Origin of the sequence: Acinetobacter sp. A2 (assembly GCF_048537555.1) — a bacterium.
In the GTDB taxonomy this organism is placed as follows: domain Bacteria; phylum Pseudomonadota; class Gammaproteobacteria; order Pseudomonadales; family Moraxellaceae; genus Acinetobacter.
The window spans coordinates 338,948-361,066 of the sequence record NZ_CP183239.1; the positions used below are offsets into that span (position 1 = coordinate 338,948).

General features: G+C 42.5%; 13 protein-coding genes. 6 read left to right on the forward strand and 7 right to left on the reverse strand.

Annotation, left to right across the window (positions count from 1 at the left end; genetic code table 11):
- Positions 1 to 89: 89 nt before the first annotated feature.
- The 6 genes from ACNS8M_RS01545 to ACNS8M_RS01570 all read left to right on the forward strand — a co-directional run bounded on the left by ACNS8M_RS01545 (position 90) and on the right by ACNS8M_RS01570 (position 14,332).
- Positions 90 to 3,818, forward strand: a complete 3,729-nt coding sequence (locus ACNS8M_RS01545; protein ID WP_168541355.1) for an exodeoxyribonuclease V subunit gamma — start codon at positions 90 to 92, stop codon at positions 3,816 to 3,818.
- Positions 3,815 to 7,588, forward strand: coding sequence for a UvrD-helicase domain-containing protein (locus ACNS8M_RS01550; RefSeq protein WP_419225037.1), 3,774 nt, complete (start codon positions 3,815 to 3,817; stop codon positions 7,586 to 7,588). Before ACNS8M_RS01545 ends, ACNS8M_RS01550 begins: the two co-directional genes overlap by 4 nt.
- 103 nt (positions 7,589 to 7,691) lie before the next feature.
- Entirely contained in the window at positions 7,692 to 9,431 is a 1,740-nt protein-coding gene (recD, locus tag ACNS8M_RS01555) for an exodeoxyribonuclease V subunit alpha (RefSeq protein WP_171525686.1), read from the forward strand.
- An 819-nt stretch (positions 9,432 to 10,250) separates the two neighbouring features.
- The gene (gene rpsO / locus ACNS8M_RS01560) at positions 10,251 to 10,520 is read left to right on the forward strand and encodes a 30S ribosomal protein S15 (RefSeq protein ID WP_067761248.1); all 270 of its coding nucleotides are present in this window, start codon (positions 10,251 to 10,253) and stop codon (positions 10,518 to 10,520) included.
- 260 nt (positions 10,521 to 10,780) lie between these two features.
- Positions 10,781 to 12,868, forward strand: coding sequence for a polyribonucleotide nucleotidyltransferase (gene pnp / locus ACNS8M_RS01565; RefSeq protein WP_171525211.1), 2,088 nt, complete (start codon positions 10,781 to 10,783; stop codon positions 12,866 to 12,868).
- 225 nt (positions 12,869 to 13,093) lie between these two features.
- Positions 13,094 to 14,332, forward strand: a complete 1,239-nt coding sequence (locus tag ACNS8M_RS01570; protein WP_419225038.1) for a magnesium transporter CorA family protein — start codon at positions 13,094 to 13,096, stop codon at positions 14,330 to 14,332.
- Between the two features lie 215 nt (positions 14,333 to 14,547).
- Here the strand turns inward: ACNS8M_RS01570 and ACNS8M_RS01575 are convergent, their stop codons facing one another.
- The 7 genes from ACNS8M_RS01575 to ACNS8M_RS01605 all read right to left on the reverse strand — a co-directional run bounded on the left by ACNS8M_RS01575 (position 14,548) and on the right by ACNS8M_RS01605 (position 22,078).
- Positions 14,548 to 14,811 carry a YdcH family protein gene (locus tag ACNS8M_RS01575; RefSeq protein WP_104853289.1) on the reverse strand — a complete coding sequence of 88 codons (264 nt, stop codon included), beginning with the start codon at positions 14,809 to 14,811 and terminating at the stop codon, positions 14,548 to 14,550.
- Between the two features lie 88 nt (positions 14,812 to 14,899).
- Positions 14,900 to 15,235, reverse strand: a complete 336-nt coding sequence (locus tag ACNS8M_RS01580) for a chaperone modulator CbpM (RefSeq protein ID WP_168417556.1) — start codon at positions 15,233 to 15,235, stop codon at positions 14,900 to 14,902.
- A gap of 364 nt (positions 15,236 to 15,599) precedes the next feature.
- The gene (locus tag ACNS8M_RS01585) at positions 15,600 to 16,061 is read right to left on the reverse strand and encodes a DUF2147 domain-containing protein (protein ID WP_104852969.1); all 462 of its coding nucleotides are present in this window, start codon (positions 16,059 to 16,061) and stop codon (positions 15,600 to 15,602) included.
- Positions 16,062 to 16,317: 256 nt separating this feature from the next.
- Complete coding sequence (locus tag ACNS8M_RS01590; RefSeq protein ID WP_168417555.1) at positions 16,318 to 16,782, reverse strand: DUF2147 domain-containing protein; 465 nt, start codon at positions 16,780 to 16,782, stop codon at positions 16,318 to 16,320.
- Positions 16,783 to 17,014: 232 nt separating this feature from the next.
- Positions 17,015 to 17,890: an Hsp33 family molecular chaperone HslO gene (locus ACNS8M_RS01595; RefSeq protein WP_419225039.1), complete on the reverse strand. Its 876-nt coding sequence runs from the start codon at positions 17,888 to 17,890 to the stop codon at positions 17,015 to 17,017.
- A 50-nt stretch (positions 17,891 to 17,940) separates the two neighbouring features.
- Positions 17,941 to 19,782, reverse strand: a complete 1,842-nt coding sequence (locus ACNS8M_RS01600; protein ID WP_104852972.1) for a monovalent cation:proton antiporter-2 (CPA2) family protein — start codon at positions 19,780 to 19,782, stop codon at positions 17,941 to 17,943.
- 73 nt (positions 19,783 to 19,855) lie between these two features.
- Entirely contained in the window at positions 19,856 to 22,078 is a 2,223-nt protein-coding gene (locus tag ACNS8M_RS01605) for a primosomal protein N' (RefSeq protein WP_419225040.1), read from the reverse strand.
- Positions 22,079 to 22,119 lie beyond the last annotated feature (41 nt).

Consider the following 22,119-nt stretch of genomic DNA (forward strand, 5'->3'; position numbering starts at 1 on the left):
AGCGTGTTGTGAAAGTATAGTAAATAATCTTTATTCTTTTGTTGTATTTAGCATTTTATTCATTTTTAAAAAATAAGGAATAAGTATTTATGGCGATTCATGTCATACAAAGTCAGCGTATAGAAGTTTTGCTTGAAAAGATGCTGAACAGCATACGTCAGCCGACATTGAATCCCTTACAGGTACTTAAAACCCAGCATTTTATTGTGCCTTCGGTTGCTGTAGCAACGTGGCTGACTGAAAAGATTGCTGAACAACAGGGCATTAGTGCCAATACTCAGTTTCATCATCGTATTCGGGCGTTTCAGTGGGCAGCTTATCAGGCAGTATTGGAAGATAAAGACCGTGTAAGGCAGGCGAATATTCCGCGTATTGTGATGCAGTGGCGTGTGTTCTATGACTTACAGCCTTGGATTCAATATGAACAGAATCCATTAGAAACTGAGCATGCTTTATACCGTTTAATTCAGCGAATTTATGACAGTGCAGCATCACTACAGTCTGACTCAGAGCGGCAGCTAAAAAAACAAAATATGCTGTACTGGGTGGCAGACAAAGTGTCGCGCTTGTTCAGTAACTACATGGCTTATCGTGGCTTTTGCCAAAAAGGCTGTGCAGGAACCTGCCAATGTCAAAGTAATTGGTTGTCGATTTGGGGGCAGCAGCAACATCTGGATTTAAAGCAACAGATTTACGTCCCTAAAAGCTTTGATACTGAAGAAGAGAAACAGTCGGCCTTAGCGCTTGCAGTATTTACGCAGGAGCAGGCCGAAGAATTAGAACAGTGGCAAAGCTGGTTGTGGTCGCATATTTTTCATGCCGATTTTGAAAATATGCAGGAGATTGATCGGCAATTTTGGCAGGCCTTGGGCACGCCTGAAAACCCAAATTCTTGTATCAAGAAGCTTCCTCAGCAACTGGTGATTTTTACTGTATTGGATTTGCCGCCGAGCCAGTTATATTTTATGCGCCGTTTAGCGCAGTATATGGATATTTTTATTCTGCATTACAACCCATCGCAAGAATACTGGGCCGATATGGTCGATCCAAAATGGAAGTTACGGGTCGATGCACGTATTAAAGACCGCTTTGTTCGTGAGATGGAAAAACAGAACAAGACCGTGAGCGATGAGGACATTGCAGCGTATATTGAAAAATATAATGGGCATTTTAATGCCGATATGCGTGAATCACACCATCCGCTGCTGACACGATTTGGCAAACAGGCACGGGACCATTTTTCATTGCTTTCGGTTTTGTCGAGTGGTGAGGAAGGCGAATGGGTGGATGAGTTCCCTGAACAATATCCTCAACATTTATTGGGCAAAATTCAGTCCGATGTATTGAATTTAGAAGTGCCTGCAGCACAGTCGTATTGCTTAGACCCTGAAGATGATTCCATCGAAATTCATGTTTGTCATTCGAGTTTGCGTCAGCTGGAAGTTCTAAAAGATCGTTTAATTGCATGGCTAGGCCAAGATGATAGCCGTCAAGCCAGTGATATTTTGGTGCTTAGTCCGAAACTGAAAGAACAAGAGTCTTTAATTCGGAGTGTCTTTGCTGCACCGCCAAGTGAGCGCGATTTATATCAGAAAGGGCAGCAAAAAGGCCAACAGAGTCAAGCGGGACTCGCACATCAACTCAGTCAAGACAGTGTGTATTTGCCCATTCAAATAGCAGGGATTAGCTCCCTAGACATTCACAATGCTTGGCGTGCAGTCACTGGGCGGATCACTTTGGTTCAGGGACGCTTTAGTTTTGAAGAGTTTAGTGACTGGCTCAGTTTGGCCGCCACGCAGCAGCGTTATGCGTTGAACTTAAATCATATTGAACGCATGAATGCGCTATTGTCTGAAGCGGGGTTTAAGCGAGGTTTAGATGCAGAACATTTGAGCCGTAGTTTGAGCGCAGGTGATCAGGATTACAGATTTACCCTCAAATTTGCTTTAGACCGTTTGGCTTTAGGGGTAGCCGTCCCTGAACATTGTGTGGTTAATCAGACCTTAAGTTATGCCGATGTACAGCCCGATGATTTTGAGCTGGTCTTTAAACTTGTACAAATTTATCAAGATTTTGCAGTACGCCGTGACTGGTTAATTCAACATGAATTGGGTCAGTCACAAACGGTAGAGTTCTGGCTGAAACAACTGATGCAAGATGTCAGTGAATTTCAGGATGCAGGTGTAGATGTACTGGCCTCGGTCTTTAGTTTGGTGCAAAAGCATGACCGTATGCTGACTTTGGCCAGTTATTTTGATGAGCAATCGGGACATGACATCCGTCATTTAAGCTTACCCTTAGACTATATTTTGCAAGAAATAACAGCGCAGCTTGAAACACAACTCGAGCAAGCCAGTCCATCGGGGGCGATTACTTTTAGTCAAATTGGTGCGATACGCCCACTGCCTTATAAACTGATTGTGATGTTGAATTTGGACAATGGTGTATTTCCAAGTCGTGATCAGCAACTGCCTTTTGATTTGATGCAGTTGTTGAAGCCTCAGCTTGGAGATCGTTCACGGCTAGATGATGATCAAGGCGCTTTTTTAGACAGTGTTTTGCTGGCTCAGGACAGTGTTTGGCTGTTCTATAACGGCTTTGATGTGAGCGATGGCGAGGTGCGTGATCCCTCTGTGGTGGTACAGGAATTTGTACAGCATCTGGCTTTTATTGTGAAACATCCCGAAGGTGAAGTTTCTAAAAATATCAAAGTGCAAGGTGTTGATATTCCAGTGCAGTTGCTGCCAATTTATCACTTGCATAGCTTACAGCCTTTCGATCAGCAGCGTTTTGCCGAAAGCCGTGAAATTCGCTTTAAAGACCAGTGGTATCGGGTGGCCAAACAAATGCAGCAGGGTACTACACCGCGTGAAGCATGGTTTTGTGAATATCCATCATTGCCACAAGATGTGGTGGTGCTAGACAGTACGCAGTGGATTAAAGATGTTTGTTTCCCTGCCCGTGCCTATTTAAAAGCCATTGGTGTGAATAATCTAAAGTCAGATACAGCTGCGCTCAATCAAGAACCGTTGATTTTAAATGGTTTGGAAAAATACGCTGTGCGAGACTTTTTACTTAAGTACGGCACACAAGAAGCAAAAAGTTTATTGCAAGATACTTTGCCTGTAGGCAAAACCCTGAATGCCACCTTTAAAACTGGGGTGCAGGAGCAGCAATATTTACGTGATGTTTTAATGCAATATGCAGAACAAGAAACCTTGACCACTCAGCAGGTCTGGAAAATGACTCCGCAAGTGCACATCCGCATTCAGGTACCTGCAACGACAACCACCCGTTGGTGTAACGTGGTCGCTTCACGGGCAACGCCACAGCGCTATGCACATGTTTGGTTGGAATATTTGTTGTGGGTAGCATATCAAAATACTGCGCAGCAGGACTTGGAACGGATCGTGGTCTGTAAAGATGATGTGATCCATTTTGCTGGGGTGAATGCCGCACAGGCACAAGATTATTTAGCGATGTGGATGGAGTTTTGGGCACAGGCACAGCAATATCCTGTGTTGTTGCCTGCTGCTTTGGTTTTAAAAATGAATAATAAAAAAGAATTTGAAATTGAGTGGGATGAAACAGACTCCGAACAGGTTTTGAATATGGACAGCTTTGCAAAACATTGGCAGGGCGGAGCTTGGGGGGGCTTTATTGATGAAAGTGAGAAAAATCACCCTGACTGGGCCTTTATTTTTCAAGACAGTGAAACGGAGCCATTGTTGATTCAGGCATTTCAGCAGCATAGCTATCGGTTGTATCAGCCTATTACCCAACAGCGCCAAATTGCGAATCAGGGAGAGTCAGCATGAATACATCCAGCATATTTCCAATTTGCTATGACCCGATTCAAGAAATGCAATTTAAAGGCTTGCACTGGATTGAGGCTTCTGCGGGTACAGGTAAAACTTATACCTTGTCCAGTTTAATGGTGCGAATTTTTCTTAAGGATTATTTGCCGAATCAGGTGATTGCCACAACATTTACCCGTGCTGCTGCGGCTGAACTAAAAAGTCGAATTCGTGCTCGCTTACAGGAAACCAAACAATATTTTGATGCGTGTTTAGATTTATCTCAGCCAGAAATCTTAAAAAAAATTGAGCAAGAACAAGACCCTTTGCTTAAGTATGTGCTGCAGGAGCATCATCTAAAAGTAGATTATGCCAGTTCACGTTTGCAGTTGGTGATTGCGCAATTAGATGAGTTGTTTGTGGGCACCTTAGACAGCTTTAGCCAAAAAATGTTGCGAGAATTTGCATTTGAAAGTGGCAAAATTGAACGTGCCGATATTACCGACCAAGCTTCGGTTTATACAGAACAATTGGTACATGATGTGTTGCGGGAATGGATTCAGGCACAACCTCAGCATGTTGTGGACTATATGCTGTTATGTGGGCGCTTAAAATCGGCAACTGAATATGTGGGTTTAGTGGGTACAAGTTTGAATTTTGCATCTGCAAAAATTCAGGGGATTGAGCAAGTACAACTGGAAGTGCAAGATTTAGAAGTCGCCTTGCAGCATTTAGCCACAATAGATCTCACTCAAATTGAAGAATTAAAAGAATATTATGATGGTCAATACAACTTTAATTTTTCCCATTATGTTGCAGGCAGTGACAAGAAAAAATTACATCCACTATTTACTGTCACGTTGCCCAAACTGATTGAAATGCTGCAGCACAACCCGTTAGAGCAGTATTTTAATCTGCATTTAAGCGATGGGTTTAACGAGGTTCTTGGGTTGTATCTCACTGCTGAAGGTAAGCCAAGATCGGCAATTTTTAATAAAGCCAAAGCACCGTGTACCCAAGATGTGCAAGATGCCTTTTTTGACCATCCAGTGATTCGTAAAATCAAAGCGGTGGCAGATGCGAAACTGCAATTTGAAGGCCAGATAGATTTGGTAGATACCAACTTAAAATTTTATTTGGTGCAACAAGTCAAACAGCGCTTACCACAGTTGTTGCAGCAAAAAGGTGAAACCACTTTTGCGCAACAAATTCGCACCTTGGCAGAAGCTTTACATGGTGAGCGCGGGCAGCGTTTTGCACAATTTGTACATACACGTTATCCGTTAATTTTGGTGGATGAATTTCAGGATACCAACCAAGATCAAGATGACATGCTCTCGCAAATTTGGCGTAATCCAAAATGGTATGCACGGGGCTGTATGATCATGGTGGGTGACCCCAAACAGGCAATTTATGGCTTCCGTGGCGGCGATATGCTGACCTATAACAATGCCCGTGATGATGTACTGAAAAAACAGGGATGTATTTACTCCCTCAGACAAAATCATCGTTCTGTCAAAGAACTGGTAAGCGTGGTGGATGAGTTATTCCAACGTCATACCGATTTTGGTGAGCAGGTGACTTATCATCCGGTTATTGCGGGTTCACGGCCTCATCCTGCTTTAATCGATCGGCAGCAGGCCAACCCTGCGCCGCTTCGGTGGATCACCGTTGCACATGATCAAGATGAATCTATTCAAATTGCTTGGAAAATTCGTGATTTATTAAATCAGGGGATTTCAGGTGAGTTATATTTTGACCATTCTACAGGTAAGCTTGCATTACAGGCCGATGATATTGCGATTTTATCCACCAGTCATAAATTGCTGGATCAAGTGCAATATGAGTTGGAGCGTATTGGTATTCGGGTAAATCGAAGCAGTAAGCGCAGTGTTTTTAGAGGATTTCTAGCGCAAGATGTTGCGGCAATTTTAACGGCAATTTTACATCCTTTTGATGAAGCGAAAGTAAAGCGTGCTTTACTGACTCGTTTGCTGGGCTATAACCTGCAGCAGTTAATTGAACTTGAGCAACAAGGCTTGGGGCAGTTTATATATGACTTCGACTGTATTCGTGAGATGTGGGTCAATAAAGGCTTTTTAACCGCTTGGAGTTATTGCCTGAACTTATTTAAAGTTTGGGAGAATTTGGTGGCAAAGCAGAGCTTTGACAATGAACGGCATGTGGTGAATTTACGTCATTTAACTGAGTTGCTTAGTCGGCAGAGTGAGCGTCATCAAGGCGCTTATATGCTGTATTACTGGTATTTGCAGCAGGTTGAATCGCCTGGAGAACGTGACTGGGAAGTTGAACGAAAGCTGTCGAACGCGGCAGGTGTAAAGCTGATGACCATTCACCAGTCCAAGGGACTTGAGTTTAAAGTGGTCTTTTTAATGTCAGCAGATCGGCCGCCAAAACCTGATAAGTCTGCTTTGGTGTTTGCAACGCAGGAAGAGCAAGGCATAGAGCAACGTGTCATTGCCATTAAACATAAAGACATGGATGCAACAGCAACGCAGCAGCATCGTGAGCGTCGTTTAGCTGAGCTGAATCGCTTGTGGTATGTGGCATTAACCCGAGCCAGTTATCGGGTCTATGCGATGTTAAAACAGCCTGAACCACCTAAAGAAGATGTCAAAAGTAAGAAGCCGTCTGCACCTAAAGCGGACGGATTAAATGTCTGGCGTTTAAAAGCATCGGTGTGCTCACAGACTCAGCAAATTGCAGCGCAATTCAGTACTGAGGAAGCGCCTATGCTGAATTTACCTCAGGCATTGGAATTACAACAAATACAAGATGTTGTGATTGAGGCCGCAGACTTTCCAGTGCGCCGTTTTTACCCACGTACAAAAACCAGTTTTAGTGGTTTGGCACAGCATCTGCCGAGTACAAGCCCTCGGGATAGCTTGGTGGTGATGGCTGAGACGCAGGCAGCGGCAGCAGATGAAATCAATCAAGAACCTGTTGAAGCGATTGAGCTTGCGCAACCGATCGCATGGATTAAAGCCAATTTTCAGCGTGGCACACAGGCGGGTAGTTTTTTACATAAACTATTTGAATATATCGACTTTCAGGCCAGTCGAGACCGCATTGCAGACGAAGTGAAACGCCGTTTTCATAATGATAAAGAGTTTAACTCCGATATGCTGTTGGCCGATTTGGTTGCCAAGCTTCATCAAGCTGATGTGCAGAATATGGCACAGGAAGCCGAAGTATTTGAGCTGATGACCGATTGGCTGATGCAGGTCTTGCACACCCCATTGCATCAAGACTTTTGTCTGTCTGCATTGGCTGTAGATGGCTATTTGTCTGAGTTTCCATTTTATTTGGCCATGGCAGACCAACGCTTATTGTTACCCGCCATTCAACAATTATTTAACGATGCAGGGCGGCCTATTCAGGGCTTAAACGAGGCCAACAGCGCTCGTTACCTGACAGGTTCAATTGACTTGGTGTATTTCGATGGTCAGCGCTATCACATTGCGGACTATAAAAGTAACTATTTAGGTGCAGATCAGCAGGATTATGCCTTGAGTCATATTGAAAATAATATGACTCAGTCTAGTTACTGGTTGCAAGCAGGACTGTACTTGGTGGCCTTACATCGTTATTTGGGCAGCAACATGCAGGGTTATGATATTTATCAACACTTGGGTGGCGCCAGCTATTTGTACTTGCGCGGCATGAATGGTGAGGTAGGACAAGGCGTATGCCATTGGCAGCCTGAAGCAGATTTTATTCTGCAACTAGATGAAATATTAGGTTACTTTGACCTTAAAAAATCAAACTAAGCCTGTTCTTAGACTTAATAAAACAAATGCTTATCCTGTGGATAACTTTGAGGATAACTGTGTGGAAAACAAGCATATTCACTTAATTCCAGCGCAATCTGCCATGCAGGCATGGTTGGATTACCTCTGTCAGCCGCCATTTAGCACTGCAACGATTGATGCTGCTGGTAAATCTTTGATGCAGCAAGTCCTTGATGCAATAGAACAGGGGGATAGTTGTATTCCTGCAAGTGCGGCACAGGTTGCGGCTTTGCATGATTTACAAATCACGCTACCCGTACAGCCCTCGGACACAGCAGCTGCAATTGCCCCGTTTGTATTTGACGGGCAGCGTTTATATTTGTACCGCTACTGGAAGTTAGAACAGCAAGTCGCCACTGATATTTTAAGAATTCAGGCACAGCAACCGCTTTCATTTGAGTTAAAACCTGAACAGCTCAACTTATTGCAAGACCCACAGCAACAGCAGGCTTTACAGACTGCTGCCAGCCAAAGTTTGAGTATTATCACCGGTGGGCCAGGAACAGGGAAAACCTATACCTTGGCGCATATTATTGCCGTACTCAATCAAGCTTTGCCAGATATTCGCATTGCCATGGCTGCACCGACAGGCAAGGCGGCACAGCGTATGCAGGAAGCCTTAAAAAATGCGTTGAATAGCAAAGCCTTACAAGCCTTTGATGTGGACGCTTTACAACAGTTACAACCTGTCACTTTGCATCGTTTACTCGGTTTGGGGAATACAGGCAAGCCTCGTTTTCATGCCAAACAACCTTTGCCTTACGATGTGATTGTGGTCGATGAAGCCTCTATGCTGGATTTGCACTTGTCACACATGTTATTGGCTGCCATTCCTGCACAGGCACGTTTAATCCTGTTGGGAGATGCCAATCAGTTAGCTTCAGTTGATGTTGGTACGGTGTTGGCAGATTTACAGCAAGTTCCTGAATTAGCAAAAAATCGTGTCAATTTAGTCACCACACGCCGTTTTGCTGAAGGGGCAAAAGTTGGGGCAATGGCGAAGTTCATTCAGCTAGAGTATCCTGCACAGCAGGTTTTGGCAGCGTTTGAACAGCAGGTGGTTGCTGCCACCCAGTTACGCAAAATCAATTTAGAACAAATACAGGTCGATGAAGTTCAACTTCAATATCTACCAAGTCAAGACAGCCCAATGTCTGCAACAGATTTGGATGGCTATTATGACCAGCTCATGTATGGCTATCAGTCCTATGTGGAAGTATTGAATGCGGGCTTGGCTGATGGCAATGATTTGCAAGACTTTCAGCATTTTGTGATGCAGGGTATTCAGGTGTTTGATGATTACCGTATTTTAACCGCGATTCGTCATGGTCATTTGGGCTTAAAGCAACTGAATGTGCAGATTGAGCAGCGCCTTTTACAGCAATCCAAACAGCAAAAACAAGGGGATTGGTATATCGGCCGACCTGTGATGATGACCTATAATGATTACCAGCTGGGACTGTCCAATGGTGATATTGGCATTTGCTTTATGCGAACACATAACGCACAGCGCCAGTTTGAAGTGTATTTTCCAAGTCTGGACAAATGGGTACCTGCAACACGCTTACCTAAAAATATTGAAACAGCTTTTGCGCTCACTATTCATAAATCTCAAGGTTCGGAATTTAGCCATACAGCAGTGGTGCTAGATGCTATGGCTAAAAACTTGCTCAGCAAGGAACTGATTTATACGGCTATTACCCGTGCTAAAAAAGCGGTGAGTTTGCTGGTCGATGCACAAGCGCTGGAACAGGCATTGAATATTCGCACCCGTCGTAGCAGTGGTTTGTTAGCTAGAATTAATGAGGTTCTGAATTATTAAGCGGAAGTGAATAATAGGTACTTTTGTACGAAATGGCTTACATCAATTCGAGAAATTTGCGCATAGAGATTCGAGTATGTTTTTGAGAAGATGACTTCACACAAAAAGCTCAATAAGGATTTTGAGCATAATCGCAGAATAATAACGATAATTGTCGATAGACAGCGAACTGACAGGACGTGAGTGAGAAGAGGAAACTTACAGCCGCTAAGCCTTGTAGTTTTGGGAGAGACTACAGGGCTTTTTTATGTCTGTTAGTTTTGTTGGCTTGCAAAATACAGACAATGCTTACTTGTTGTAAGAAAAAGCTTACAAATAGATACGAGAAATACGACTTCTTTCACTTTAGTATTATGGCAAAATCTACCACACAAGGACGTGAAACCCAGAACAGGAATGTTCAGACAATAAGACGCGAAAACGCGCAAATAACGACAATAAACAAAACAATAAGAATAATAAGACAAGAAACTACAGCGCAAAAACAGCCCGAGCTCTGCTCGGGCTGTTTTATTTTGTGAGCTAAAAATGACATTATGTTTTATGCTATTGGCAAAATATTACATATTATCAAACATATACAAATGTATATTTATTTGTGCACAGTACTTTATACTTTTATCTATGCAAAACAGCAGGCAGAAAAAATCTGGCGTGACTGCTTAAAGTAAAAATTAAAGCAGTTGTTAGTCGTTCTGTTTTGCAATCGGCACGTTTTTGCCTTAAAATGATGCCCTTGCTGTAGTGATGCACGGCAGTCAGTTGATTCATCAATTGATCGGTATCAAATCTTTTTATTAAGCATCTCGGAGAAATCGAATGGCTTTAACAAACGCAGATCGCGCAGAGATCATTGCTAAATTTGCTCGTGCTGAAAACGACACTGGTTCACCAGAAGTTCAAGTAGCGCTTTTAACTGCTCAAATCAATGACTTACAAGGTCACTTCAAAGAGCACAAACACGACCACCACAGCCGTCGCGGTCTAATCCGTATGGTTAACCAACGTCGTAAGTTACTTGACTACCTTAAAGGCAAAGATGCGACTCGTTACAGCGCATTGATTGCTGCTTTAGGTTTACGTCGTTAATTCGATTTAAGCTTTTATTTTCGGACTATTGCATGTTGAATGCTGTATTACTGAAAACTAAAGTAAATCTAGCTTTGGCTAGATCAGTGGAAGGGGCGAATGTTTCGCTCCTTCTTTGTGTTTAAAAATCGTGTTTCATTCGAGTGAGGTCGGCTTCTAAGCTTTGTCATTTACCAAAATATTGTGTTGTGAATGCCAAACCTTAGGGGTCTCCACGAGAATAATTGTTCACAAGAACTAGGAAAAAATAAAATATGTCGATGTTTAATATTATTCGTAAAGAATTCCAATTTGGTCAGCACCAAGTTGTTCTAGAAACTGGTCGCGTTGCGCGTCAAGCTAACACGGTTATGATCACTATGGGTGGTGTAACTGTATTGGTTGCTGTGGTTGCTCAACCTACAGCGAAAGCGGGTCAAGACTTCTTCCCGTTGACTGTTAACTACCAAGAAAAACAATATGCTGCGGGTCGTATCCCAGGTGGTTATGGTAAGCGTGAAGGCCGTGCGTCTGAAGCGGAAACTTTAATTTCACGTTTGATTGACCGTCCAATTCGTCCGTTGTTCCCAGAAGGTTACTATAACGAAATTCAAGTGACTGCGACGGTTGTGTCTTCTGACAAAACCATGGACGCTGACATTGCAGCCATGTTAGGTACTTCTGCTGCACTTGCAATTGCAGGTACGCCTTTCCGTGGCCCAATTGGTGCTGCACGTGTCGGTTTAATCAACGGCGAATACGTACTTAACCCGAACTTTGAACAAATGGCGCAATCTGACCTTGACCTTGTGGTTGCAGGTACAGAATCTGCAGTATTAATGGTTGAATCTGAAGCGAAAGAACTTTCAGAAGACCAAATGTTAGGCGCGGTGCTTTTCGGTCATGACGAAATGCAAATTGCAATTCAAGCGATCAAAGAATTTGCTGCGGCAGCTGGCGCAACAGAATCGACTTGGACTGCACCAGAGAAAAATGAAGACCTTCGTGCGAAGTTAAAAGAAGCATTTGAAGCGAAAATTTCTGAAGCGTATACGATTGCAATTAAGCAAGACCGTTATGCTGCATTAGACGCACTTCAAGCTGAAGCTGTGGCTCAATTTGTTCCAGAAGAAGACGTTGATGGCATCGCAGATGACTTAAATGAACTCTTTGAAGACCTGAAATACCGCACTGTACGTGACAACATCTTGTCTGGTAAGCCACGTATTGATGGTCGTGACACCAAAACTGTACGTGCATTAGATGTACAGGTGGGTGTGCTTGATCGCGCGCACGGTTCTGCATTGTTCACCCGTGGTGAAACTCAGGCATTAGTTACTACAACTTTGGGTAACACACGTGATGCCTTGATGGTAGATACACTATCAGGTACTAAAACTGACAACTTCATGTTGCATTACAACTTCCCTGCATACTCTGTAGGTGAAACAGGTCGTGAATCTGGCCCTAAACGTCGTGAAATTGGTCACGGTCGTTTGGCACGTCGTGGTGTGCAAGCTGTTCTTCCTGCTGCAGACCGCTTCCCGTATGTGATTCGTATTGTATCTGACATTACTGAATCAAACGGTTCATCATCTATGGCGTCTGTATGTGGTGCTTCTTTATCACTTATGGATGCAGGTGTTCCGCTTAAAGCACCAGTTGCAGGTATCGCAATGGGCTTGGTAAAAGAAGGTGAGCGTTTTGCAGTGCTTTCTGACATCTTGGGTGATGAAGACCATCTTGGTGATATGGACTTTAAAGTTGCAGGTTCTGCCAATGGTATTACTGCACTTCAAATGGACATCAAAATTGAAGGCATCACTGAAGAAATCATGGAAGTTGCATTGAACCAAGCTTATGCAGGTCGTATGCACATCTTGAATGCAATGAACCAAGTGATTTCACGTGCACGTCCAGAAATTTCTATGCACGCGCCGACCTTCCAAGTCATCAACATCAACCCAGACAAGATTCGTGATGTAATTGGTAAAGGTGGTGCAACCATCCGTCAAATTACTGAAGAAACTAAAGCTGCAATTGATATTGAAGACAACGGTACAGTACGTGTATTTGGTGAAACCAAAGCTGCTGCACAAGCTGCTGTTGCAAAAATTCAGGCATTAACTGCTGAAATCGAGCCAGGTACAATTTACACAGGTAAAGTGATCCGTATTGTTGAATTCGGTGCTTTCGTAAATATTCTTCCAGGCACTGACGGTTTGCTTCACATTTCACAAATCTCGAACGAGCGTATTGCTAACGTAGCAGACGTTCTGAAAGAAGGTCAGGAAGTGAAAGTACAGGTTGCCGATGTAGACAACCGTGGTCGTATCAAATTAACTATGAAAGACATCGAACAAGCATAATGCTGTGTTGATGATCTGAAATGGTCAATGAAAAGCCCGTATTCAAACTGAATGCGGGCTTTTTTTATGTGCAAAATTTTGTTGATTTTAATCAGCGATGCAATCATTACACGAACACTAGAATAAATAGCAACGCATATTTGAAAACGATCGCATTTCATGCTTAAACTGAGTCAAGCTGATATTTAAAAGCCTACAAAAACTGAAAATAGAGTAGCCTGTTCTATGCAAAGTTATTATTTCTATCTGCATACCAATCACAAAACCAATATTTATGTGCAAAAACAGCCAATTGAAGGGTTTGAGCCTGAATTTATCTGGATTGATTGTACCCGTGATGATGTACTGAACCGAGCCGAACAGTGGCAACAGGAAATTTTTCAGCATAGTAAGTTGTCGCTGAACGAGTATCATGTGCGTGATATTTTAAATCTTGAACATCCTTGTGCTTTTGACACCTTAGATGATTATGACCTGCTCATTCTTCGTAAATTGATTACTCCCGAAGACCGTATTGCCACAGGGCAGCAACTGGGGGAGAAACATGAGCGGGTTTTTGGACTTGCTACCACGCCTATGAGTTTTATTATGACACCGCAGGTGCTGATCACCGTACGTGAGCAGGGCAATAAAGTCATGGAAAGCTATTTGTCACGTGTCGAAGCAGCGGTGCAACGTCCTATTGAAGAACAAAATAAGGCACGCAAACTGGCAGCAACGCCACTGGATTTGACTTTACGTTTACTGAATTTGGTGGCTGATGATTACTTGGATATTCGCATGCCACTGACCCGCCGTGTGGAATATTGGCAACAAGAATTATTGCAAGGTCATCGGCGTTTTACTCGCTGGCATCAATTACTGCAAGAAAATATGGCATTTCAGCAAGTTGAAAATTTGTGTGAAGAGCAAATTGAAGCTTTGCAAGAATTGCGTGATGAAATTGTGGATAACTACCCGCATTTGCGTGGAAAAAAGCGTAGTGAAAAGCAGGATATTATTTTAGTGCGGTTAGATGATTTAACCAGTCATATTGAACGAATTCAAAAGCATACTATTCGATTGCGTTCCGCAGTACAAACTGCCATTGATCTGCATTTTTCTGCAATTGCCAACCAAACCAATGAGAATATGCGAATTTTGGCGATTATTACCGCAGTTTTTGCGCCTTTAACTTTATTTACAGGTATTTATGGCATGAACTTTGAGTTTATGCCAGGTTTAAGACATGCGCAGGCCTTTTGGATTATGCTGGGCGTAATGGTCATGACCACTTTACTGTTGCTGTATTATTTCTATCGCCGTCACATGGTGGGACGGGGTGAAAAAAGTGTGATTGATATGTTGGCGCAACAACATAGCGATCAACACATGAGTTTATTCTGGTTTTTAGATTACGAACCGATTAAGCAAACTGTAAAAGGCACCATCAAAGAAGTAGAAAAGCTGACCAAGCTGAAATAATTAAGCTATCGCTTTTGCTTGTCTAAAATGTGACATATTTTCAGCTTTTCAGCTTTTCAGCTTTTCAGCTTTTCAGCTTTTCAGCTTTTCAGCTTTTCAGCACATTAGCCGTTTTTGTGCGTTTGGGCAGTGTCACATACAGCCAAGTATTCTCTGCCTTAATTTAATTATTTAAGTTGAGATAGATTGACTCAAATTTGAATATTGAATGTGTATCAAGCCAGTTGATCATTCTGTGCATTGCGAAGCAAGTGGTACATTTCATCTTTAAGCTTAAGTTTTTTACGCTTCAGCGCTTCAATGTCATCATTAATTTGATGCACTGGATCAAGCTCAAGTTGAATAATCTCACGATCAAGCTGTTCATGGTCTTCAAAAATTTTTGAAAAATGTGGATTGCTGTCACGTAATACCTGAATTAAATCACGAAATTCAGGGAACATATTTTTAATCTTTTTGTTGCAGTCTTTGGTCTTCATTGTGGCGATCATTCTCAAGAAACAATTAATAGGGCATACAAAGAAAAACGCTCTAGCAAGCTTAAATGGACTTGGCTAGAGCGTTGGCTTAGCTATGTTGAAAATTCAGATGTTTAACTTCTTTGCGTAATTTTTGAACTTCATCAATCAGGTCTAGCATCATGGCTACAGCTGAAAAGCTGGCTTCAAAATCGCGTTGTAGACGATAGGCCTGACGAGCGCGAGTCACATCTTCACCAAAAAATTGATGGATACGTTCTGCAGGGCGGGAAGGCAAGATGTCATATTCTAGAAGTTGTAAGACCCATTCTGGGCTTTGCCCACAGGCAGCAGCAAAATTTTTTAAATCAAGTTGGGTAAACTCTTCTATGAGTTCTGTATGTTGTCCGTCTAAAGTAGTTTCACGATATAGAATAGTGGTCATAGCATACTCCTTCTAGTTTATTTCAAGTTGAATCATCAACCTGAAATGAGGGATTGTATTTGCATCTGATTGCTTTATATCAAAGTGGATGATCCTTTAATTTAGCGCCTATAGCATGCAATTGAGTCTATTATTTGTATTGCTTTGGTGAATTTGTGGCCTATCCATGCCGTTGAGTTATTCTGCTTAGAATTAAAATGCACAACCAATATAGATTATTTTTTGTGCAATGTGTTTAATTATTCAAGCATTTCATCAGAAGTGATAGCCTAAAGTTTAAGCTTATTGTTTCAAAGTATGACAATAAAAAAGACCCTTGAAAGGGTCTTTGGGATCAGCAGCTTATTCTGAATGGCGATGGAACTTAGTATTTCACCCAAGTCACGCTTCGGCCAATTACAGAAACACCAACATAACCACGTAAGGTTAAGCGTTTACCATTTGCACTTAAGCGAGCTTTGCCTTTATAAACCTTACCGCCAATTGGGTCTAGCACGTGGCCTTGGTTAAATTCACGTGGGTTTTTCGGGTCTTGTTTAAAGCCCCAAATAAAAGGTAAACCAAGGAAAGGTTTATTTTTGAGTGTGCCTGGACATTTGGTGCAGGTCACCATTTTTTCTGCGCCAGGAACATTGCGGGTTTCAACAATAATACCTTCATAGGTACCATCTGCTTTTTTGCGAATTTCTACATCCGCACGTGAATACCCTGTACGGTCATCAATGGTTTTCCATTTGCCAATTAGAGGATCACTTTCAGCAAAACTTAAACTAGAAAGTGTGGCGAAAATCAGACCTGCAAAAATCCCTTTATAATTTTTTTTCATCAATGTGTCCCCAAATGTATTAAAAATCTTAAAAATAGAGTAAAAATTCTATTTTGAGCTTTATAGCAAGAAAATACTGATGACGCAAATTGATCATGGTAAATTTAGAAAGAAATACCTAAGAAAAACGTGAAAATTAAAACTTTGGTTTGCTTTTGAAGCTATTGTTTTGATGAGTGCGATAAAAGTCCAATTTAGGATATATCAATCATTTCAGACTTTTATCGCTTAAAAAGAGATGGGGAAAGAACAGCGACTAGTATTTAATCCAAGTCATTTTACGGCTGGCATTGGTAGAAATATCTACATTGTAGAGGGTTAAATGTTTGCCGTTACTGCTTAGGCGTGCGCGCGTTTTATATTGCTTACCCGTACGTGGGTCTAAATAATCACCTTCATAAAATTCAATTTGATTGCTTGGTGTCGCTTTTAAGTGGCTTAATGGCACAAAACCCATGAGTGGCTTATCTTTATTTTTACCAGTGCACAGTGTGCAGCTTTCCAGACGTGGTGCACCAGGTACAGCACGGAGTTCTACAATCTTGGCGGCATAAGCACCTTGTTTGTCTTTGCTCATGACAACATCTGACAATGAAAATCCTGTACGGTAATCTAAAGTTTTCCATTTACCCACGAGCGGGTCAGCATTGGCTGCATAAGCCAGACTTGAACAGCAGATTGCGCTTATGAAAGCTAAACGAGAGAAGAACAGTGTGTTCATAAAATTAACATCCAACAATGAAGACAGCCAAAACATAAAGGCATAAAAAAAATATGGGATTATTTATACCCAATTTTTGCGGTATTTTCTAGTAATTACATGAAAGTTTTGTGAAATAAATCACATGAAAAATAAAGGGATGATAGCTTTTAACGATGCTCAAAGCAGAAATAAAAAATGAGCAGTCAAGGCTGCTCATTTTTTATGGTTTTCTTGGTTTGGATCACAAAATTTAGCTTAAGTGTTCTCCAAATAAGCCAAGTGCTTCTTCGGCACTGAAGGTATATTGTGCGCTACAGAATTGGCAATCCATAGTAATTGGATTTTGATATTCCAGTGTTTCACGTACTGCAGCGACACCAATTTGAATTAACGCATTAGCACAGCGTTCTTTAGAACAGGTACAACCAAAACGCAGTGCTTCTACTTCAGGTAAACGCACTTGTTCTTCATTGTATAAACGGTACAGAATTTCATTGACTTCTAAATCTGTCAATTCTTCGGCCTTTAAGGTTTCCGTGAGCATAGTCACACGTGGCCATAAATCTTCATCGACTCGTTGTTGTTCTTCTTCACTGTTACGTGGCAACAGTTGAATTAGTAAGCCGCCTGCACGTTCTGCATTGCTGGCTAACACAATACGGGTAGGAATTTGTGCAGATAAGTCATAATACTGCATTAAACATTCGGCTAAATTGGCTTTATCTAACGGTACAATCCCTTGATAACGTTCACCAAATTCTGGCTCAATGTTAATAAACAACACAGGGCTGACCAGACTTTTCAGTACGGTGCTGCTGTCTTCTGCAGTTAAAAAGTGTGGATCTGGTTCGTAGTCTGCCAACGCACGGACTTCACCCAAGTGGTTACATTCAGCCATGGCCCACTTAAACGTGCCAGATGCCTGAATTTGTAGGCTGATGCGACCCTTAATTTTTAGGGTACTGGCCAACAATGCAGTGGCGCAAAGCATTTCGCCCAACAATACTTGTACCGCTGGCACATAGTCACGTTGTTCTAGAATGGTTTGCAAAGCATCTTCGAGATGAACTACCTCACCACGAACAGGGCTATCTTCAATAAAAAAGCGTTGGCGTAAATCAGACATAAAATTCTCCATAACCCTGTTTTAATGGTGGCATTATTGTAAAACACAAGTCAGTTTGCTGCATCACGTGTTACATCAATATGACCACTATGTAAGCCACGTTTTAAATCGACCCCGAGTGGCATTTCACGGTTTTGTGCATCACTTTCAAACAGGTGTTCTAATTCGGCCAAGGCATTACGATGGGTTTCATAAATTTTTTGTTCATCGGTATAAATATGTTGCTGCTGTGCCAATAGCTTTTCATCATAATCACGGAACAATTCAATACTTTTATAGGCATCATCTTCATTAATACCCAAATCACGCAAAGCCTGATAGGCCATGCCCAAGGAGGATAAATAGGTTTCCCGCCAAATATGGGTCACGCCTAAATCACGTAATAAATGCACGTGATGGCGGTCACGGGCACGTACCAATAATTTCAATTCAGGATAATTCAGGCGAATATGTCGTGCGACATTCATTGAATCTTCAATATCATCAATGGCTAAAATAAAAATTTGGGCATGTTGAATGCCTGCGGCACGTAAAATTTCAGGTTGGGTGGCATCGCCATAATAGACTTTGCCGCCATAATTACGCACAAAATCAATTTTGTCGATATTACTGTCAATTGCGGTAAAGTGCTGATGCTGTAAATGCGCCACACGGGCAATGATTTGTCCAAAACGGCCAAAGCCTGCAATGATCATAGGCGGATGCGCATCGGGAATCTCATCATACACAGGTATTTTTTCCCGCTCCAAACGCGGGATAATTTGACTGCTCATCAACCAATATAAAATTGGGGTCAGTACCATCGACAACGTCACAATCAAAGTCAGCGGTTGCAGCATGGCTTGACTGAGCACACTTTCACTTTGCGCAACGCTCAGCACCACAAAGGCAAACTCACCGCCTTGAGCCAAGCACGTTGCCAAGAGCAAACTATTGCGCCAAGAATATTCAAAATAACGTGCAATGGCCGTTAGGGTTAGCAGTTTGATGAGCATTAAGCCCAACGCACCGCCAATAATCAACCATGGCTGTTCCACCAACAAGGAAAGCTGGGTGCTCATACCTACAGTCATAAAGAATAGGCCCAGTAACAGACCCTTAAAGGGTGCAATGCTGGCTTCGAGTTCATGACGAAATTCAGAGTCGGCCAACAAGACACCCGTTAAAAATGCGCCTAAAGTGGTGCTAATGCCCAGCACATCCATAATGCTGACCACGCCGAGCACAATGAATAGACCTACTGCCGTGATCAGTTCATGTGCACCACTTTTGGCCACAAAACGGAAGAAGGGACGCATTAGATAACGGCTAAATAAAAACAGTCCGCTAAAGGTGGCAATAATGGCTGCAAAGTAGGCAATACCATGGTGGGTAGATTCAGCACCTGCCAGCATGGGAATCATGGCAATTAAAGGAATTGCGGCGATATCTTGAAACAGTAAGATTGAAAAGGATTGCTGCCCATAACTGCTATTGAGTTGTTGCTTTTCTTGCAGCATTTGCAGCACAAATGCGGTGGAGGACAGCGCTAATGCAAAACCAATTACCACGCTTGCAGCAATGCCTTGCTGTAAGGCAAAAAATGCCAACACAGCCAGTAAAACGCCTGTAATGCCGACCTGTAAACTGCCTAAAACAAAAATGGGTTTACGCATATCCCATAGTCGTTGTGGACGTAGTTCCAAGCCAATAATAAACATCAGGAAGACCACGCCGTACTCTGCCAATTCCTGAATGGCATCCGGGTCGCTGGCAATATTGAAAACACTTGGGCCAAGTAAGATGCCTGTAAACAAATAGCCCAGCACTGTGGCAATGCCAAAGCGTTTTAGTAAGGGCACTAGTAGCAAAGAAGCACCCAAAAAAATGGTCATTTGTAACAATAAGGACATGTGGGCATCCAAAGTTTAAAGCGGTGGATTATTGCAATACAGGGTTTTGCAGCCAAAACAGCAATTTACTGGGTTAGCTAAATTCTTGTGGATCTATATCTAAACTTAGTTTCATGCTGGATGGCTTTTCATGCAACATATTTTGCCACCAGTTCCTGATATAAAAATGTAAGCGCGCCCGATCTTTAGACAATAGCACCATGTGCGCTTGGAAACGACCTGCCTTACGTTCCATTGGCGCAGGAATAGGCCCCCAAATATCAATTAATTGTTCGGAATGTTCCCTGAGCCATTGCGCATGTTGTTGTAAAAACTGTTGGTTTAATTCCTGACTTTTGGACTCACAGCGAATCAGCGCAGTATAACGATATGGCGGCAGTTGCGCGGCTTTGCGCTCTTTTAAACTTTGTTTGGCAAACTTGCGGTAATCTCCCTCGACCAAGGTGGTGAGTAAAGGATGATCAGGACGTAAACTTTGCAAATAAACATCGCCTTTATGTTCACCACGCCCTGCACGTCCTGCCACTTGCACAATCAGTTGGGCGGTACGTTCAGGTGCGCGAATATCAACACTGAGCAAGCCTGAATCGATATCTAAAATAGCCACCAAGGTTACATAAGGAAAGTGATGTCCTTTGGCCAGCATTTGTGTGCCCAGTAAAATTAGGGGTTCACTGCGTTGAATACGGTCATAAATTTTTTGCCAGCTGCCGACACGACTGGTTGAGTCACGATCTACCCGAATCACATCTATATCTGGGAACAGTTCATTTAGACTGTCTTCCACTTTGGCGGTACCCATGCCCACAGGTTTGAGTTCTTCATGGTTGCAGGCAGGGCATTGCTCAGGTTTGCGGTGAATTGTTCCGCAATGGTGGCAGTGTAAATGCACATAAGGTTGATGATGCAGGGTAAAGTTGGCATCACAATGTGGGCATTTGGCTTGCCAGGCACAATTTTCACAAATCAGGACTGGGGCATAGCCACGTCGGTTTAAAAACACCAAGACTTGTTCTTTTTTTGCCAGACGTTTTTTCATTTCATCAATCAATTGTTGACTGATGCCATGCTGTTTTTTGGCAATTTTTAAATCAATCAGGTGGATTTTAGGCATAAGCGCGGTGCCTGCCCGTTGATTCAGCTCCAAACACTGCATTTTGCCTTGATCGACCAAGGCATAACTGTCAATACTTGGTGTAGCTGAACCTAAAATAACAGGGCAATTTTCCAAATGGCCACGGTAAAGGGCGACATCTCGAGCATGATAGCGAAAACCTTCTTGTTGTTTAAAAGACAGGTCGTGTTCTTCATCTAAAATAATCAAGCCCAAATTTGGCAATGGAGTATAAATCGCAGAGCGTGTGCCTAAAATAATAGACGCTTTGCCTGTTTGTGCCGCCTGCCACGCTTGCAAACGTTTCGAATCATTTAAACCCGAATGTAAGAGGGCAATATGGCAGTGAAAACGTGACTGAAAACGGCTGATGGTTTGTGGGGTCAGTCCAATTTCTGGGACTAACACCAGCACTTGTTTGCCCTGTTTTAGCACCTCATGCATGATGTGCAAATACACTTCAGTTTTGCCGCTGCCCGTTAAGCCATCTAGTAAAAAAGCTTTATATTGCTGCCGAACTTTAAGTACGCTGTCGATGGCTTTTTTCTGATCGGGATTGGGTGTTAAAGGCATTTGTGCCAAAGTGACAGGCATTGGGCTGAAATCTTGGGTTTCCAAAACACATTCGCAAATTTCTTTGCTTGCCAAAGCTTTTAGGGTGGCGGTTTCAATGCCTGCTAAATTTAAAATATTTTCAGAAGTACCCGTTGGATGCAGCTTTAAAATTTTATAGGCTTCCTGCTGCTTTTCTGAGCGTTTAATTTTAGCCTCGGCCTGTGCATCTAGCAGTTTCCAAGTTCGAGCCAGCAAATTATAGGGCTTGGCTTGACGCAATAAACTTGGCAAAGCGCTGTGCATCACTTCACCAATGGGAAATTGGTAATATTGTGATGCCCATGTCAACAAAGTTAAAACTTTAGCGTCTAAAATCGCTTGTTCATCTAACAGTTCGGTAATGGCTTTGAGTTTAAAACGTGGGTTAATTGGGGTGTCGAGCGCCAGTTTTTCGACAATAATCCCAACCAAGTTTTGCCGACCAAAGGACACCAACACCCGTGCGCCAACGGCTGCTTGCTGATATTGTGCTGCACTGAGCATGTAATCGAAGCAGTCATAAAGATATACGGGTACAGCCACTCGAATACGGTAAATGGGCTGCGGGTCTAAAGTCGAATCTGGCATAAAAAAGTCGTACCGTCCTGTGAAAATTGGCATCGTGCTCT

Coding starts and splice junctions, on each gene's coding strand:
- ACNS8M_RS01545 (WP_168541355.1), top strand. CDS start 90: ATGGCGATTCATGTCATACAAAGTCAGCGTATAGAAGTTTTGCTTGAA.
- ACNS8M_RS01550 (WP_419225037.1), top strand. CDS start 3,815: ATGAATACATCCAGCATATTTCCAATTTGCTATGACCCGATTCAAGAA.
- recD (WP_171525686.1), top strand. CDS start 7,692: ATGCAGGCATGGTTGGATTACCTCTGTCAGCCGCCATTTAGCACTGCA.
- rpsO (WP_067761248.1), top strand. CDS start 10,251: ATGGCTTTAACAAACGCAGATCGCGCAGAGATCATTGCTAAATTTGCT.
- pnp (WP_171525211.1), top strand. CDS start 10,781: ATGTTTAATATTATTCGTAAAGAATTCCAATTTGGTCAGCACCAAGTT.
- ACNS8M_RS01570 (WP_419225038.1), top strand. CDS start 13,094: ATGCAAAGTTATTATTTCTATCTGCATACCAATCACAAAACCAATATT.
- ACNS8M_RS01575 (WP_104853289.1), bottom strand. CDS start 14,811: ATGAAGACCAAAGACTGCAACAAAAAGATTAAAAATATGTTCCCTGAA.
- ACNS8M_RS01580 (WP_168417556.1), bottom strand. CDS start 15,235: ATGACCACTATTCTATATCGTGAAACTACTTTAGACGGACAACATACA.
- ACNS8M_RS01585 (WP_104852969.1), bottom strand. CDS start 16,061: ATGAAAAAAAATTATAAAGGGATTTTTGCAGGTCTGATTTTCGCCACA.
- ACNS8M_RS01590 (WP_168417555.1), bottom strand. CDS start 16,782: ATGAACACACTGTTCTTCTCTCGTTTAGCTTTCATAAGCGCAATCTGC.
- ACNS8M_RS01595 (WP_419225039.1), bottom strand. CDS start 17,890: ATGTCTGATTTACGCCAACGCTTTTTTATTGAAGATAGCCCTGTTCGT.
- ACNS8M_RS01600 (WP_104852972.1), bottom strand. CDS start 19,782: ATGTCCTTATTGTTACAAATGACCATTTTTTTGGGTGCTTCTTTGCTA.
- ACNS8M_RS01605 (WP_419225040.1), bottom strand. CDS start 22,078: ATGCCAGATTCGACTTTAGACCCGCAGCCCATTTACCGTATTCGAGTG.